Below are 15,654 nucleotides of genomic sequence, written 5' to 3'. Positions count from 1 at the left end.
ACGGGATGCAGGCCCGGGCAACAAGCACCGACCATGAACACATGGCGGCGTTCGGAGGAGGCTTTCATGGCTGTCACACGCAGGAATGTCCTGGTCCTGTCCGGCGCCGGGGCGGTGGCGCTCGCGGCGCCGCGGCTGGCTCGGGCGGCGGATCCGATCAAGGTCGGCGCGCTGTTTCCGCTGAGCGGCGGCGCCGCCGTGCAGGGCCAGCATGTATGCGAGGCGATCGAGGTGGCGGCGGCGATGGTGAACGATGCCGGCGGGGTGCTGGGTCGGCCGGTGCAGATCCTGCGCCGCGACGACGAATCGACACCGGCCGTAGGCGTCAGCCGCGCCAACGAGCTGATCGGCGAGGGTGTGGCGGTGGTGATCGAGGGGTGGAACAGCCCCGTGACGCTGGCCATCCAGACCGTGCTGGCACGCGCGGGTGTGCTGGACATCACCGCCATCTCGAAGGCCGACGGCATCCTCACCGGCGGCGGAAACCCGCTGGCTGTGCGGCTGAACTCCTCCAATGCCCAGGATGGACGGGTGATCGCCGAGCATCTGAAGGCGAGCGGCGCGAAGCGCGTCGCTTTTGTTACTCAGAACGACGCCTATGGCACCGGCGCCCAGGCCTCCATCGAGGCGGCATTGAAGGAGCTTGGCCATGACTACACCAAGGTCGGCGAGGAGCGGTTTCCCTTCGCGCAGGCCGATTTCCGGGTGGCGCTGACCAATGTCAGGTCCAGCAACGCGGATGCGGTGGTCGTCAGCAACGCCAATGAGGGGTCGGGACTGCCGGCACTGATCCGGCAGGCGCGGCAGATGCGGCTGCGAGGCGATCTGGTGACGGCGGTGGGCACGGTGGCGCCCAGCGTGATCCAGGTGGCGGGAGAGGCGGCCAACGGCATCATCGGCGCCGATATCTACTTCCCCAAGGTCGAGCCCTTCGCTTCCAACCCGGTCAACCAGGATTTCGTGCGGCGTGCGGAAGCGAAGATCCAGTACACGCCGGACAAGTTCATGGCGCTGGGTGCCGCGTCGGTGCAGGTCTGGGCCAGCGCCGCGAACGAGCTGAAGACGCTGGAGCGCGAGAAGATCGGGACGCGTATCCGCGGCGGTCGCTTCGCGGGCACGGTGCTCGGTGACATCGCCTTCAGCCCGGAAGGGCAGCTCGCCTCGCGCCACCAGCTCTTCACGGTCAAGGACGGCAAGATCGAGGTACGCGCGTGACCGTTGCCATGCGGGTGGAGGCCCTCGGCGTGCGCTATGGCGCGCTGGTGGCCCTGCAGGATGTGAGCTGGCACGTGGCGCCCGGCGAGATCCTCGGCATCATCGGGCCCAACGGCGCCGGCAAGAGTTCCTGCTACGACGCAGCGACGCACATGACGCTGCGAAGCGGCCGTGTGTGGCTGGGCGACCGGGAGGTGACGGGGCTGCCGCCGCATGCCCTGGCGGCGCTGGGCCTGAAGCGCGCCTTCCAGCAGAATGCCTTTTTCACCACCATGACCGTGCTGGACAACATGGTGGCGGTGCTGGCGCGGGAAGGGGGCACGGGACTGTTGCAGAGCCTGGCCATGCCCTGGCGCGAGGCCCGGCGCCGTGCGGCGCTGGAGCAGGAGGCGACGGCAATGCTGGAACGCTTCGGTGTGCCGCATGGCATGCACGCGCTGCGGCCGCCGAACATCCCATATGGCAGCCAGCGCATGCTGTCCATCGCGCTGGCCTTCGGGCGCGGCGCGCAGGTGCTGATGCTGGACGAGCCGGCGGCAGGGCTGGGCGGTGCGGACATGGCGCATCTCGCGGCCCTGCTGCGGCGCCTGCGCGCGGAGGGCGTGGCCATCGTCCTGATCGAGCATCACATGGACCTCGTCATGTCCGTGGCGGACCGGCTGCTGGTGTTGGACCAAGGCCGCGCCCTCGCGTCCGGCCCGCCACAGCAGATCCAGAACGACCCGCGTGTTCGCGAGGCCTATCTGGGGCAGGCCGCATGAGCAGGTCCGTGGAAGGACCCGTGCTGGAGGCGCGCGATCTGCGCGTCTCCTATGGCGGGCACGTGGCCCTCGACATCCCGCACATCGCCCTGGCACCGGGCGAGTTGGTGGGGGTGGTGGGCGCCAACGGTGCCGGCAAGTCCACGCTGGTGAACGCCCTGCTGGGCTGGTCGCGCGGCAATCCCGTTGTCGGCGGCAGCGTGCGGCTGGCGGGGGAGGAGATCGGTGCGCTGCCGACGCATGCGCGCGTGTCGCGCGGGCTGGCATTGGTGCCGGAAGGCGGCGCGGTGTTCATGAGCCTGACGGTGGCCGAGAACCTGGCTGCCGCCGCGCCGCCGGACGCGCCCGGCCATGTGCATGACGAGGCGGAAATCGAGGCGCTGTTCCCGCGGCTGCGGGAACGGCGGCAGCACAAGGCCTCGGCGCTGTCGGGCGGCGAGCGGCAGATGCTGGCCATTTCCCGCGCGCTGCGCCTCGGCCCACGGGCGCTGCTGTTGGACGAGCCTTCCATCGGGCTGGCGCCGCGCCTCGTGACCGACGTGTTGCGGGCGGTGCGCGGGCTTGTCGACCGGAACCTGTCCGTGTTGCTGGTGGAACAGAACGTTCGCGCCGCGCTCGCCGTGGTGGACCGGCTGATCCTGCTGGAGCGGGGGCGCATCCTGGCCGAAGGGCCGGCCGCCGCCATGCGCGACGATCCGCGCATCCTGGAAGCCTATCTGGGGGAGGCCGCCGCATGAACCTGGTGCAGCAGATCATCAACGGCATCGTGCTGGGGCACGGCTACGCGCTGATCGCCGTGGGCTGGACCGTGCTGCTGGGCGTCGCCCGGCTGGTGAATTTCGGCCATGGCCAGATCTACATGATTGCCGCCTTCGTGACTTGGTGGTCAATGGCGGGGATGGGCCTGCCCTACCCGGTGGCGATCGCCTTCGCCATGCTGGCCGGGCTGCTGATCGGTCTGGTGATGCAGGCGGCGATGCTGCGGCTGACTTTCGCGCAGGACCTGGTGTCCATCATGATCGTGACGCTGGGCTTCGGGCACATGATGCGCGGCATCGCCGGGCTGGTGTTCGGCGGCCAGCCGCAGGTGCTGGAGACGCCGCTCACCTACCTGGATTTCGAGATTGCCGGTGCCTGGGTGACAGCGCAGGACCTCGCAGTGATCGGCGTCAGCATCGCCGCCTTCCTGCTGCTGCATTTCGGGCTGGAGCGCGGCTCGCTCGGCCGCACCGCGCGCATGGTGGCGGAGGACCCCAAGCTGGCGCAGCTCGCGGGCATCGACGTGCGGCGCGTCTACTTCGCCGTTTTTGCCTTTGAGGGCGCGGCGGTGGCCCTGGCGGCGGCGATGGTGGCGCCGCGCACGCCGATCCTGACCAGCATCGGCTTCGAGGAGGTGATCATCACCTTCGTGGTGGTGGTGCTGGGCGGCATCGGCTCCGTGGCGGGCAGCTACCTGGCCGGGTTGGGCCTCGGCATCTTCACCGCGCTGTTCGGCGGATTCGTGTCGCCCGCCTATGCCACCACGGCCGCCTTCGGCGTGCTGATCCTGGTGCTGGTGCTGCGGCCGAGCGGGTTGGCCATGCGGGCGGGAGGCCGGTGATGCGAAATGCCATGTTGCCCGCGCTCGGCCTGCTCGGCGCGGTGCTGGTGTTCCTGCTGCCGGGATGGCTCGGCGGGGTGCACGGTGCCTTCACCGTGATCGCCATCATGGCGGTGGCGGCCTACGGCCTCGACATCGTGGTGTCCGACCTGGGCGAGGTCAGCCTGGCGCACACCGTGTTCTTCGCCGCCGGCGCCTATGCCACGGGCTTGCTGTCGACGCGGCTCGGTGCCGGCGGCTGGACCACCCTGGCGGGGGCCCTGGCGGCGGGGGTGCTGATCGCCCTGCTGCTCGGCCTCGTCACCCTGGCGCTGCGGGAGTTCGTCTTCTCTCTGGTGACCTATGCCGCCACGGTGGTGGCGGCCGCCATCGCGCACAACTGGGAGGTGCTGGGCGGGTCCGACGGCGTGTCGGGCATTCCGACGCTGTCGCTGTGGCTCGGGCCACTGCAGCTCGGCGCGACGAATGACGCGCAGCTCTGGCCCTTCGCCTTTGTGCTGCTGCTGGTGGCGCTCTACGCCATCCGGCAGTTCCGCCGCTCGCGGCTCGGCGCCATGGCGATGATGGTGCATTTGAACCCGCGCCTGGCCACGATGTCCGGGATCGACGTGCGGCGGGTGCGGCTTGGGGTGTTCGTGCTCTCGGCGCCGTTCAGCGCCGCCGCCGGCTGGCTGTACGCCTACCAGCGCGCCTATGTCGGGCCGGACCTGTTCGAAACGTATTTCCTGGTGCTGATGCTCACGGCCGTGGTGCTGGTGGGGCGGCGGCTGTTGCTGGCCCCGTTGATCGGCACCGCCCTGATCGTCGGGCAGGAACGCTTCCTGTCCTTTGGCGGCGACATCAACGCCATCATCCTGGGAGGGGCGCTGGTGGCGGCGCTCGCCCTGCTGCCGGGCGGGCTGGACGGGCTGTTCCGCCGCGTCCTCGCCCGTCGCGAGCGAACGATCCCGCAACCCGAAGCGAGGCCAGCCGTCCAGTCATGACGCCGCACCCGAATGCCCTGACCGATGCCAAGGCCTCGAGGCCGCTGTATCGTCGCGCCGACCTGCTGAAGCTGCTGGAGCCGCAGAGCATCGCCGTGGTGGGCGCCTCGGCCCGCGCCGGCTCCTTTGGCGAGCGCACGGTCAGCAACCTGTCGCGCTTCGCAGGGCGGCTCCATCTGGTGAATCCGCGCTACGACCGCATCGGCGAGCGATCCTGCCACCCCTCCATCGCCACGCTGCCGGAGGTGCCGGACCTGGTGGTCGCGGCGACACCGCTGGAGGCGTGTGAGGGGGTAGTGCGCGACTGCGTTGCAGCCGGGGTAGGGGCGCTGGTGCTTTATGCGGCGGGCTTCGCGGAAACCGGGCGGCCAGAACGGGTGGCTCTGCAGCGCGAGCTCGTTGCCACGGCGCGGGCCGGCGGGCTGCGGCTCCTGGGGCCGAATTGCATCGGCGTCACCGACTATGTGCGGCGGGCAGAGATCAGCTTCGTCGCCATTCCGCGCCCCGCCGCCCCGCCCACCCGACCGGCCGTGGGCATCGTCAGCCAGTCGGGCAATCTGGGCTTCGCGCTGGCGCAGGCGGTGGAGGCCGGCGCCCAGGTCGGGCGCGTGCTGACCTGCGGCAACTCCGGCGACATCGACGTGGCGGACCTTGTGGCGGCGCTGGCCGAGGATCCGGGCTGCTCGGCCATTGCCCTGCTGTTCGAGGGCATGGCGGAGCCGCGGCGGCTGATCGAGGCGGCGGAACTGGCGCGGCGCAACGGCAAGCCGGTGGTGGTGCACAAGCTCGGCACCGGTGAGCAGGGGGCGCAGGCGGCGATGTCGCACACCGGCTCCCTGGCGGGATCGAACGAGGTTTATCGCGCAGCCTTCGCCCGCGCGGGCATGGTGCTGTCGGAAAGCTACGAGGGGCTGCTGGAGCTGACCTCGTTTCTGGCCAAGGCACCGCCGCCGCGCGCGCCGGGGGTGGCGGTGGTCTCGACCTCGGGTGGCGCGGCCATCATGGCGGCAGACAGCGCCGAGGCGGCGGGCGTTCCCCTGCCCCAGCCGGGGGAGGCGGCGCAGCGCGTGCTGGCGGCGCGCATCCCGGATTTCGGCTCGGCCCGCAACCCCTGCGATGTCACAGCCCAGGTGCTGACCGATCCTGCATCGCTGCGCGACTGCATGGAGGCGCTGCTGGCTGATCCGGCCTATGGCGCGCTGCTGCTGCCCAATGGCTACGCCTATGACTTCGCCACGCCGCGCTTCGCGATGCTGGGCGAGATTGCCGCCCGGCATGGCAAGGTCGGCTGCGTGGTCTGGACCAGCCAGTGGCTGGAAGGCCCGGGCGCGCGGGAAGCGGAGGCGGTGCCCGATGTTGCCTTGTTCCGGTCGATGGGTCGCTGCCTGGATGCGATCGCCGCCTGGCAGGCCCGTGCCGCGGCGCCCGCGGAGGCGGCGGCGACCCGCGCCTCCCCGCCGGGGGCAAGGGAAGCGGCGGGCCGGATGCTGGATGCCGCCACGGGACCTGTGCTGACCGAGCGCGAGGCCAAGGCGGTGCTGGCCGCCTACGGCATCCCCGTGGTGCGGGAGGTGCTGGCGACCGATGCGGAGACGGCGGTGCGGGCCGCCGGGGAAACCGGCTACCCCGTGGTGCTGAAGGTGGAAAGCCCCGCTTTGCCGCACAAGACCGAAGCGGGGGTGATCCGCCTCAACCTGGCCGATGCGGCGGCGGTGCGCGCGGCCTTCGGGGAGGTGATGAGCAATGCGCGCCGCGCCGCGCCCGACGCCCCCATCAACGGCGTGCTGGTGCAGCCCATGGTGCCGCAGGGCATCGAGATGGTGGTGGGCGCGCGGCAGGACCCGCTTTTCGGACCAACGGTGCTGGTGGGGCTGGGCGGCATCCTGGTGGAGCTGCTGCGCGACAGCGCCGTGGCGCTGGCACCGGTGGGCGGAGCCGAAGCGCGGGTGATGCTGGGGCGGCTGAAGGGCGCACAACTGCTTTCGGGCTTCCGCAACCTGCCCGGCGCCGACATCGGCATCCTGGCCGACATCGTGCAGCGCGTCTCGGAACTCGCGGCCGACCATGCCGGCCGCATCGCGGAGATCGACGTCAACCCGGTGATCTGCGCGGGAACCCGGCAGATCGCCGTGGATGCGCTGATCGCGCTCAGCCGGCCGGAGCCGGGCTCGGATGGGTGAGCAGCACCAGCTTTCCGGTGGCCTGCCGCGCCGCCAGCATTTCCAGCGCCGCGCTGGCCTGGTCCAGCGGAAAGCTGCGGGAAATGACGGGGCGCAGGCGGCCTTCCGCCACCCAGCCATACAGGCGGGCGAGCATGTCGCGGTTGCGCTCCGGCTCGCGCCGGGTGAAGGCACCGTAGAACACGCCGGTGATGGCGCAGTTCTTCAGCAGGGCGAGGTTCAGCGGGATGCGCGGGATCTCGCCGGCCGCGAAGCCCACCACCAGGTAGCGGCCGCGCCAAGCGATGGAGCGCAGCGCCGGCTCGGAAAAGGGGCCGCCAACGGGATCGAAGATGACGTCGGGGCCGTCGCCTCCCGTCATCTCGCGCAGGCGGTCGCGCCAGCCTTCCTCGCTGTAGTCGAGCAGGAGATCGGCGCCGGCCTCGCGGCAGGCCTCCAGCTTGGCCGCCGAGGACGCGGCGGCGACCACCCGCGCGCGGAGCAGCTTGCCGATCTGGATGGCGGCGGTGCCGACGCCGCCCGATGCGCCGAGCACGAGCAGCGTCTCGCCTGGCTGCAGTGCGCCGCGATCCTCCAGCGCGTGCAGCACGGTGCCGTAGGCGAGGCCGAGCGCCGCCGCGTCGGCGGGCGCCACGCCCTGCGGAACGGGCACGGCCTTCGTGGCGTCCACCGCCACCATCTCGGCGAAGCCGCCTTGGGTGATCACGGCGGCGACGCGGGTGCCGGGGGCGGGCCCCTCGACGCCCTCGCCCAGCGCCATGACGATGCCGCAAACCTCGCCGCCGGGAATGAAGGGCATGGGCGGCTTCTGCTGGTACTTGCCCTGGATGATGAGGGTGTCGGGAAAGTTGACGCCGCAGGCCTCGACCCGCAGCAGGATCTGGCCGGGCTCCGGCCGTGGCTCCGCCACGTCCTCGACGCGCAAAGCAGATGGCGGCCCGTATGCGTGACACATGACGGCTTTCAAGACGCCTGTCCTCCCTTGCATCGTTGTTGACGCAGAGTGCGGGGAAGGCGGGCGGGGGCACAAGCCCCCGATCGCGACACTGGATCGAAGACAAGGGAGACGGCGCATGGACTTCGCTTACTCGGACAAGGTGCAGGATTTGCGGCGCCGGCTGCAGGATTTCATGGATGAGCACATCCTGCCGAACGATCATCTGCACCACGAGCAACAGGCGGCGATGACCGATCGCTGGCAGCCCGTGCCGATCACCGAGGCGTTGAAGCCGAAGGCAAGGGAGGCGGGGCTGTGGAACCTGTTCCTGCCCGCCTCCTCGCATGGCGCCGGACTCAGCAACCTGGAATACGCGCCGCTCGCCGAGATCATGGGGCGGGTGCCATGGTCGAGCGAGGTGTTCAACTGCTCGGCGCCCGACACCGGCAACATGGAGACGCTGGAGCGCTACGGAACCGAGGACCACAAGGCGCGCTGGCTGAGGCCGCTGCTGGAAGGGGAGATCCGCTCCTGCTTCGCCATGACCGAACCGGATGTCGCGTCCTCTGATGCCACCAACATCCAGACGCGGATCGAGCGGCGGGGCGGCGACTACGTCATCAACGGACGCAAATGGTGGTCCTCCGGCGCCGGCGATCCGCGCTGCACCCTGTTCATCGTGATGGGCAAGACCGATCCCGGTGCGGAGAAGCACAAGCAGCAGTCGATGATCCTGGTGCCGCGCGATACGCCGGGCCTGACCATCAAGCGGATGCTTCCGGTGTTCGGCTTCGACGACGCCCCGCACGGCCACGCCGAAATCCTGTTCGAAGATGTGCGGGTGCCGGCGGAGAACATGCTGCTGGGCGAGGGGCGCGGCTTCGAGATCGCGCAGGGGCGGCTGGGCCCTGGCCGCATCCACCACTGCATGCGCGCCATCGGCATCGCGGAACGGGCGCTGGAGCTGATGTGCCGCCGCTCGCTCGATCGCCGCCCCTTCGGCAAGCCGCTGGCCGATCAGGGCGTGGTCGTCGATCGCATCGCGCAGTCGCGCATCCTGATCGACCAGTGCCGACTGCTGACGCTGCATGCGGCGTGGCGCATGGACACGGTCGGCAACAAGGCGGCGCGCACGGAGATCGCGGAGATCAAGGTGGCCGCGCCCGACATGGCCTGCCAAGTGGTGGACTGGGCCATCCAGGCGCATGGCGGCGCCGGCGTGACCGAGGATTTTCCCCTGGCCTACATGTACAAGATCGCGCGCACGCTGCGCATCGTCGACGGGCCGGACGAGGTGCATCGCTTCCAGCTCGGCCGCATGGAGCTGAACAAGTACCGGCCGCCGCGCAATGCGCCGCCGGGGGGCGCGGCATGAGCGCTGGCGCGGCCCTGGCGGACGGCGTGCCGGTGCTGGTGCCGGTGCTCGACAACCACCGCTTCGACGAGGCGGCGCTGGCGCGGTACCTGGCGGGCCGCCTGCCGGGATGCTCAGGCGAGGCAATCACGGTCCGGCAGTTCCAGGGCGGGCAGTCCAACCCGACCTTCCACCTGGCGACGGCGGCCGGCGACTACGTGCTGCGCAAGAAGCCGCCGGGCAAGCTGCTGCCGTCGGCGCACGCGGTGGAGCGCGAGTTCCGTGTGATGCAGGCGCTGGAAGGATCGGCGGTGCCGGTGCCGCGCATGCGACTGCTCTGCGAGGATGAGGCGGTGATCGGCACGCCCTTCTTCGTCATGGATCATGTGCCGGGGCGCATCTTTCCCGACCGGGTGATGCGTTCAGGCACGGCGGCGGAGCGTGCGGCGGCCTACGCCGATCTGGCACGCGTGCTGGCGGCGCTGCACCGAGTGGACTGGCAGGCGGCAGGATTGTCGGATTTCAGCCGCCCGGGGCGCTATATGGAGCGGCAGGTGCAGCGCTGGACGAAGCAGTGGGAGGCGGTAAAGGTCGAGGAGATGCCGGCGATGGACCGCACCGCCGCATGGCTCGCCGCGCATTTGCCGGCAGATGACGAGCCGGCGATCGTGCATGGAGACTTCCGGCTCGGCAACGTCATCTTGCATGAGCGGGAGCCGCGCGTCGTTGCCGTGCTGGACTGGGAACTCGCGACGCTGGGGCATCCGCTGGCGGACCTCGCCTATGCCTGCCTGACCTATCACCTGCCGGCCGGCCCGACCGGTCTGACTGGGGTCCAGGGGGAGGCCGCGCCGCCCGCCGGCATCCCCACGGAGGCGGAGTTCGTCGCCGAGTACTGCCGCGCCGCCGAAAGGCCCGTGCCGGCGGAGCTCCAGGTCTTCGTGGTGTTCTCCATGTTCCGACTGGCCTCCATCGTTGCCGGTGTGTGGCGCCGTGCACTGGACGGCAACGCCGCCGACCCGCGGGCCATCGGCTATCGCGAGCGGTATCGCGGCATGGCCGAGCGTGCCTGGGACATCGCGCAACAGGTCGAGGCGTGAGCAGCAAAGGGGGAGAAGGAATGACATCCATGATGGACCCGCAGGGCCGCGACGCCATGGCAGTGCCGGGCGCGCGCATCCTGGCCGAGGGGCTGCGCTTTCCGGAAGGACCGGTGGTGTTGCCCGACGGCCGCATCGCGCTGACGGAGATCGAGGCGGGGCAGATCACCGCCATTGCCGAGGATGGAAGCCGCGAACTGCTGGCGCAAACGGGCGGCGGACCGAACGGGCTGGCGTTGGGCCCGGACGGCGCGCTCTACGGCTGCAATAATGGCGGCTTCGAGTGGATCGAGGAGGAAGGGCGGCTGCGCCCGCATGGAGCACCGCCGGATTACGCGGGCGGCTGGATCGAGAGGATCGATCCGGTATCGGGCAGCGCCACGCGGCTCTATGAGGCCTGTGACGGGCGGCGGCTGCGTGGTCCGAACGACATCGTGCTGGATGGGCAGGGTGGTGCCTGGGTCACCGATTACGGCAAGGTGCGCGCGCATGGCCGCGACCATGGCACGGTGTACTGGATCGCGCTGGATGGCAGCCGCATCGTGGAAGCTGCGCACCCCTTTCCCGGTGGCGCCAATGGCGTCGGTCTGTCGCCCGATGGACGCTGCCTGTATGTGGCGGAAACCGAGACGGGGCGGCTCTGGGTTTTCGACATCCTTGGCCCCGGCGAACTGCGCAAGGACCCGTGGCCGAGCCCGCATGGCGGTCGCATGCTGTGTCAGCTGCCAGGTTTTCGCCGGTTGGACAGCCTGGCCGTCGCGGAAAGCGGCAACATCTGCGTGGCGACCCTGGTGGCGGGAGAGATCACCACCATCTCGCCTACCGGCGAGATCCTGGACGTGGTGCGCTGCGGCGAGCGCATGCCAACCAATCTATGCTTCGGCGGACCGGATCGCCGAACGGCCTATGTGACGTTGTCCAATACCGGGCGCCTGCTTGCGGTGCCGTGGGCCGAGCCAGGCCTCGCGCTGGCCACCCGAAGCAGGGCATCATGATTGCGGCCACAGGGCTGCCCGCCCTAACATCCGGCAGATGGATACAGATATCCCCGGCATGGCGGTGGTGGAGCCCGATCGCGCGGCGGGCGGTGGCCGCGAGGTCGGCGCCGTGGTGCATGCCGTTGCCATTCTGCGGCACCTGGCCTCGGCCGCGCACCCGCTCGGTGTGGCGGCCATCGCCCGCGGCACCGGCATCAGCGTCAGCACATGCTTCAACATCCTGCGCACGCTCGCGCGCGCGCATTTCGTTGCCTTCGATGCCGCAGCCAAGACCTACACGCTCGGCCTTGGCGTGGCGGAACTGGCGACGCGTTTCTTCGGCGTCCGCGAAGCGGAGTTGATCCGTCCGGAGCTGCAGCGGCTGTCGCTGAAGCACGGCATGCTGATCACGCTGTGGCACATCACCGAGGATGGGCACATCGTGCTGGCGGACCGCGCGCATAGCCCCAGCGGGGTGCGCGTGGAAATGTCCGTGGGCATCCGCCTGCCCATGCTGGTGGGCGCGGTGGGGCGCTGCATCGCCGCGGTGCTGGACCTGCCGGAGGCTGAGCTGCGTCGCCGCTTCGCCTTGCTGCGCTGGCAGACACCGCTGAGCTTTGAGACTTATCTGGCGGAGGTGCGCCTGGCGCGGCACGATGGCTGGAGCATCGACCGGGAACATCTTTACCGCGGCATCGTTACCGTGGCGGCGCTGATCACAGATGCAGCGGGGCGGCCACGATTCGGCCTCAGCGGCGTCACGGTCGCGGCCCAGCACGATGCGGGAGCCTTTCCCGAGTTGGGGAAGGATCTGCGCGATGTCGCGCGCCTTGTCGGCGCCGCCCTTTTTGGATCAGGTCGACAAGAGGCCTGAAGGAAGCGCCGCTGTTACGCAGCCTCCGCCGATTTGCCATGACAACCACCGCGCCCTGACGCACCATCCGGAGCGATGAGGCCGCGACAAGCCGGCACGCAGGGGGAGATCGGATGACGCAGATCACGCGACGCACGGCGCTGCGGCATGGTGCACTGGCAGTTGCAAGCTCGGTGCTGCCGGGAACATCGATGGCACGGGAGGGATGGCACGCGACGCAGCCGGTGCGCATCATCGTCCCTGCCGCGCCGGCGGGAACAACCGACATCATGGGCCGGCTTCTGGCGCCGGTGCTGCAGGAACGCTGGGGCCAGCCGGCGGTGGTGGACAACCGCTCGGGTGCCGGCGGCACGCTCGGCACCTCCGAGGCAGTACGCGCCAAGCCTGACGGGCACACGCTTCTGGTGGGCAACATCGGGCCGCAGGCCATCGCCTATTCCCTGTTCCGCAACCTGCCCTACAGGCCCGAGCAGTTGATCCCAGTGTCCAACATGATCCGCGGCCCGAATGTCCTGATGCTGCATCCGTCGGTGCCGGTGCGCACCATGCCGGAGTTCGTGCAGTACCTGAAGGAGAAGCAGGGGCGGCTGAACTACTGCACCTCGGGGCCGGGACAGTCGGGGCACCTGGCCGCCGTCTGGTTGCAGCAAATGACGGGAACCCAGGCCACGGCGGTGCATTTCCGCGGTGCGGGGCCGGCCATGCTGGCACTCATGGCGGGTGATGTGGAGTTCGCTGTGGACAATCTGACCACTGCCGTGGAGCAGATCCGCGCCGGCAAGGTGCGTGCGTTGGGCGTCACCAGCGCTGACCGCAACGCGCAGATCCCGGAACTGCCAGCGCTGCGCGAAACCATGCCCGAGCTCGCCGAGTACGATGTGAGCACCTGGTTCGGCGCCTTTCTGCCGGCCGGGACGCCGGAAGGTGCCGTGGCTGCGCACAACGCGGCCATCAAGGCCCTGCTCGACATGCCCTCGACCCAGGCACGCTTCCGCGAGATGGGCGGCGTGCCGGCCTATGGCACGCCGGCGGAGTATGCGGCCTTCGTGAAGGCGGAGACCGAGAAGTGGGGGGCTGTTGTGCGGCGCGAGGGCCTGCAGATGGAGATCGGCTGAGGGAGGCGGCGCCCCTGGGCGGGGCGCCCCCGGATCAGACGGGATCCCAGGAGAAGACTTCGCCGCTGCGGTCCAGTGGCATGAAGGCGGAGCGCAGCGCCGGCATGGCGTGCTCGGCGATCAGCTCCGGCGTCCAGCCCTCGCCACGATGCGCGCCGCGCGCGGGGCGGGACTGGCTCATCAGGAAGATCTCGTTGTTGCGCGCGGCGAAGACCTGGCCGCTGATGTCCTTGGCCTGGTCGCTGGCCAGGAACACGGCGAGAGGCGCGTTCTTTTCCGGCGTCATGCGCTTCAGCTTCTCGACCCGGGCCTGCTGCTCCGGCGTTTCCGCCGGGATGGAGCTGGTCATGCGGCTCCAGGCGAAGGGCGCGATGCAGTTGGAGCGCACGCCGAAGCGCTGCATGTCGAGGGCAATGGATTTCGACAGCGCCACGATGCCGAGCTTGGCGGCCGAGTAGTTCGCCTGGCCGAAATTCCCGATCAGGCCGGACGTCGACGTCATGTGCACATAGGCACCGGAGGACTGGGCGCGGAAGTGCTCGGCAGCCGCGCGCGAGACGTAGAAGCTGCCGTTCAGATGCACGTCGATGACGGCGCGCCATTCCTCCGGCGTCATCTTGTGGAAGATCTGGTCCCGCAGGATGCCGGCATTGTTGACCACGATGTCCACGCGGCCGAAGGCGTCCATGGCGGAGGCCACGATGCGGCGGGCGGAATCCCAGTCCGACACGCTGTCGGTGTTGACCACGGCGCTGCCGCCGCGCTGCTCGATGATGGCGCGGGTCTGCTCGCCCGGCGTCGCCGAGGTTTCGCCAAGGCCGGTGAGCGAGGCGCCGATGTCGTTGATCACCACCTTGGCGCCGGCCAGCGCCATGGCCAGCGCGATCTCGCGGCCGATGCCGCCGCCCGCGCCGGTGACAATGGCGACCTTTCCTTCAAGCATGGGCATGCGCTCAATTCTCCTGGGCGGGGGTGAACATCGGGATGGGCTGCGCCGGGTCGTCGCTCGGCACGAAGACCACCCGCACAGGCAGGCCGACGCGCAGCGCGGCAGGGTCGCAATCGACGATGTTGGTCATGATGCGCGGGCCCTCGGCCAGCTCCACATAGGCGATGACGTAGGGCGTCTTCGCATGCATGTGGCTGTAGCTGTAGATGGTTCCGTGGCCGCGGGCGGGCACGAACTCCACCTCGCCCTCATCGTCGAACGGGCAGACGGGGCGGGGCGGGTAATGCACCTTGCCCGTCTTGGTGTTGCGGCCGATCAGCAGCCGGCCCTCGCGCGCCGCTTCCCAGAAGGGGCGGGTGGAGGGGTCGGGCGTTGGCGCGGGGGGTGTGCGCGCGGGCAGTTTCTCGCTCATGGTCGTCACTCCCTTTCCAGCACCAGCGTCGCGCTGCCATGGCGGGTGCCGAGCGAACCCCCCGTCCCATGCGCCAGCGCCAGATTGCAGTCGGGCACCTGCACCGCCGGATGCGCCTCGCCGCGCAGCTGCCGCACCGCCTCGATCACCTTGGTGATGCCGCCGCGGTTGGCGGGGTGGTTGTTGCAGAGCCCGCCGCCGTCGGTGTTGAAGGGCAGCTTGCCGGTGCCGGAGATCAGGTTGCCGTCGGCGACGAAGCGGCCACCCTGGCCCTTCTCGCAGAAGCCGAGATCCTCCAGCTGCAGCAGCACGGTGATGGTGAAGCTGTCATAGATGCTGGCGTACTTGATGTCGGAAGGCTTCACGCCGGCTTCCTCGAAGGCGCGGGCGCCGGAGAAGCGGGCACCGGTGTAGGTGAGGTCGAGCTGTCCGCCCATCTGGTGCTTCACCGCCTCGCCGGCGCCCCGCACCGACACCACGGGCCGCTTCAGCGAGCGGGCGATCTCCGGCCGCGTCACCACCAGCGCGCCACCGCCATCGCTGATCACGCAGCAGTCGAGGCGATGCAGCGGGTCGGCGACCATGGGGGAGTTCACCACTTCCTCCACCGTCACCACCTTGCGCAGCATGGCGTGCTCGTTGTGCTGCGCGTGGTGGCTGGCCGCCACCTTGATCCAGGCGAGCTGCTCGGAGGTGGTGCCGAACTCATGCATGTGCCGCCGGGCGCACAGCGCGTACATGTTGGCGACCGCGGCGCCGTAGGGATATTCGAACTGCACGTCGGGCTGCGCCGGGTTGCCGGCGCGCGGGGCCGTGCCGGTGGCCATGCCTTCGGAGCGCGGGCGGCCCGCCAGGGTGATCAGCGCCACGTTGCACTTGCCGAGCGCGATGGCCTCAGCGGCGTGCCCCACATGCAGCAGGTAGGACGAGCCGCCGACATCGGTGGAGTCCACGTGCCGCAGCCGGTCCAGCCCGATATAGTCGACCATGCTGAGCGGACCCATGCCGGGCGCGTCGCCGGCGCAGAAATACCCGTCCACATCGGCGCGGGTCAGCCCGGCATCCTTCAGGGCGCCGAGGGCGACCTCGGCGTGGAGTTGCGCGGTGCTCTTGTTCTCGGCCTTGCGCGTCGGATGCTCATAGGCCCCGGCGATGCAGGCCTTGCCTCGGATGCTCACCAGCTCTTCCTTCTGTTCT

At 69.9% G+C, this 15,654-nt stretch carries 15 protein-coding genes; 11 read left to right on the top strand and 4 right to left on the bottom strand.

The features are described 5' to 3' along the window. Positions 1–66 precede the first annotated feature (66 nt). The 6 genes from ACFOD4_RS03980 to ACFOD4_RS03955 are packed head-to-tail and all read left to right on the top strand — an operon-like array spanning position 67 to position 6,739. The gene (locus tag ACFOD4_RS03980) at positions 67–1,215 is read left to right on the top strand and encodes an ABC transporter substrate-binding protein (RefSeq protein WP_379594561.1); all 1,149 of its coding nucleotides are present in this window, start codon (positions 67–69) and stop codon (positions 1,213–1,215) included. Beyond that, entirely contained in the window at positions 1,212–1,976 is a 765-nt protein-coding gene (locus ACFOD4_RS03975; RefSeq protein WP_379594559.1) for an ABC transporter ATP-binding protein, read from the top strand. The genes ACFOD4_RS03980 and ACFOD4_RS03975 overlap by 4 nt, the downstream gene beginning before the upstream one ends. After that, complete coding sequence (locus ACFOD4_RS03970) at positions 1,973–2,713, top strand: ABC transporter ATP-binding protein (RefSeq protein ID WP_379594556.1); 741 nt, start codon at positions 1,973–1,975, stop codon at positions 2,711–2,713. The genes ACFOD4_RS03975 and ACFOD4_RS03970 overlap by 4 nt, the downstream gene beginning before the upstream one ends. Continuing rightward, positions 2,710–3,576: a branched-chain amino acid ABC transporter permease gene (locus tag ACFOD4_RS03965; protein ID WP_379594553.1), complete on the top strand. Its 867-nt coding sequence runs from the start codon at positions 2,710–2,712 to the stop codon at positions 3,574–3,576. The genes ACFOD4_RS03970 and ACFOD4_RS03965 overlap by 4 nt, the downstream gene beginning before the upstream one ends. Further along, entirely contained in the window at positions 3,576–4,559 is a 984-nt protein-coding gene (locus tag ACFOD4_RS03960; protein ID WP_379594551.1) for a branched-chain amino acid ABC transporter permease, read from the top strand. The genes ACFOD4_RS03965 and ACFOD4_RS03960 overlap by 1 nt, the downstream gene beginning before the upstream one ends. Next, positions 4,556–6,739: an acetate--CoA ligase family protein gene (locus ACFOD4_RS03955; protein ID WP_379594549.1), complete on the top strand. Its 2,184-nt coding sequence runs from the start codon at positions 4,556–4,558 to the stop codon at positions 6,737–6,739. Before ACFOD4_RS03960 ends, ACFOD4_RS03955 begins: the two co-directional genes overlap by 4 nt. Here the strand turns inward: ACFOD4_RS03955 and ACFOD4_RS03950 are convergent. After that, on the bottom strand, positions 6,708–7,694 hold the full coding sequence (locus ACFOD4_RS03950; protein WP_456316863.1) for an NADPH:quinone oxidoreductase family protein: 987 nt from the start codon (positions 7,692–7,694) through the stop codon (positions 6,708–6,710). The two genes, ACFOD4_RS03955 and ACFOD4_RS03950, sit on opposite strands and share 32 nt — an antisense overlap. A gap of 118 nt (positions 7,695–7,812) precedes the next feature. Here ACFOD4_RS03950 and ACFOD4_RS03945 point away from each other — a divergent pair, with 118 nt between their 5' ends. From ACFOD4_RS03945 to ACFOD4_RS03925, 5 genes are all read left to right on the top strand, one after another. After that, positions 7,813–9,051, top strand: coding sequence for an acyl-CoA dehydrogenase family protein (locus tag ACFOD4_RS03945; protein ID WP_379594545.1), 1,239 nt, complete (start codon positions 7,813–7,815; stop codon positions 9,049–9,051). Beyond that, positions 9,048–10,130: a phosphotransferase gene (locus tag ACFOD4_RS03940; RefSeq protein WP_379594543.1), complete on the top strand. Its 1,083-nt coding sequence runs from the start codon at positions 9,048–9,050 to the stop codon at positions 10,128–10,130. The genes ACFOD4_RS03945 and ACFOD4_RS03940 overlap by 4 nt, the downstream gene beginning before the upstream one ends. A gap of 29 nt (positions 10,131–10,159) precedes the next feature. After that, positions 10,160–11,125 (top strand): SMP-30/gluconolactonase/LRE family protein, encoded by a 966-nt coding sequence (locus ACFOD4_RS03935; RefSeq protein ID WP_379594540.1) that lies wholly within the window; start codon positions 10,160–10,162, stop codon positions 11,123–11,125. A 37-nt stretch (positions 11,126–11,162) separates the two neighbouring features. Further along, positions 11,163–11,981: an IclR family transcriptional regulator gene (locus ACFOD4_RS03930; protein WP_379594538.1), complete on the top strand. Its 819-nt coding sequence runs from the start codon at positions 11,163–11,165 to the stop codon at positions 11,979–11,981. 113 nt (positions 11,982–12,094) lie between these two features. Continuing rightward, the gene (locus ACFOD4_RS03925; RefSeq protein WP_379594535.1) at positions 12,095–13,096 is read left to right on the top strand and encodes a Bug family tripartite tricarboxylate transporter substrate binding protein; all 1,002 of its coding nucleotides are present in this window, start codon (positions 12,095–12,097) and stop codon (positions 13,094–13,096) included. A 34-nt stretch (positions 13,097–13,130) separates the two neighbouring features. On the opposite strand, the gene ACFOD4_RS03920 is transcribed toward ACFOD4_RS03925, so the two are convergent. Genes ACFOD4_RS03920 through ACFOD4_RS03910 form a run of 3 tightly spaced genes read right to left on the bottom strand, consistent with a single transcriptional unit; the run spans position 13,131 to position 15,635 of the window. Further along, entirely contained in the window at positions 13,131–14,045 is a 915-nt protein-coding gene (locus ACFOD4_RS03920; RefSeq protein WP_379594533.1) for an SDR family oxidoreductase, read from the bottom strand. Between the two features lie 4 nt (positions 14,046–14,049). Further along, on the bottom strand, positions 14,050–14,457 hold the full coding sequence (locus ACFOD4_RS03915; protein ID WP_379594531.1) for a Zn-ribbon domain-containing OB-fold protein: 408 nt from the start codon (positions 14,455–14,457) through the stop codon (positions 14,050–14,052). Positions 14,458–14,462: 5 nt separating this feature from the next. Continuing rightward, on the bottom strand, positions 14,463–15,635 hold the full coding sequence (locus tag ACFOD4_RS03910) for a thiolase domain-containing protein (protein ID WP_379594529.1): 1,173 nt from the start codon (positions 15,633–15,635) through the stop codon (positions 14,463–14,465). Positions 15,636–15,654: the final 19 nt, after the last annotated feature.

This window comes from Teichococcus globiformis (assembly GCF_042646265.1).
In the GTDB taxonomy this organism is placed as follows: domain Bacteria; phylum Pseudomonadota; class Alphaproteobacteria; order Acetobacterales; family Acetobacteraceae; genus Pseudoroseomonas; species Pseudoroseomonas globiformis.
Note: the sequence above shows the minus strand (reverse complement) of the source record. Positions and strands in the feature narration are given on the sequence as shown.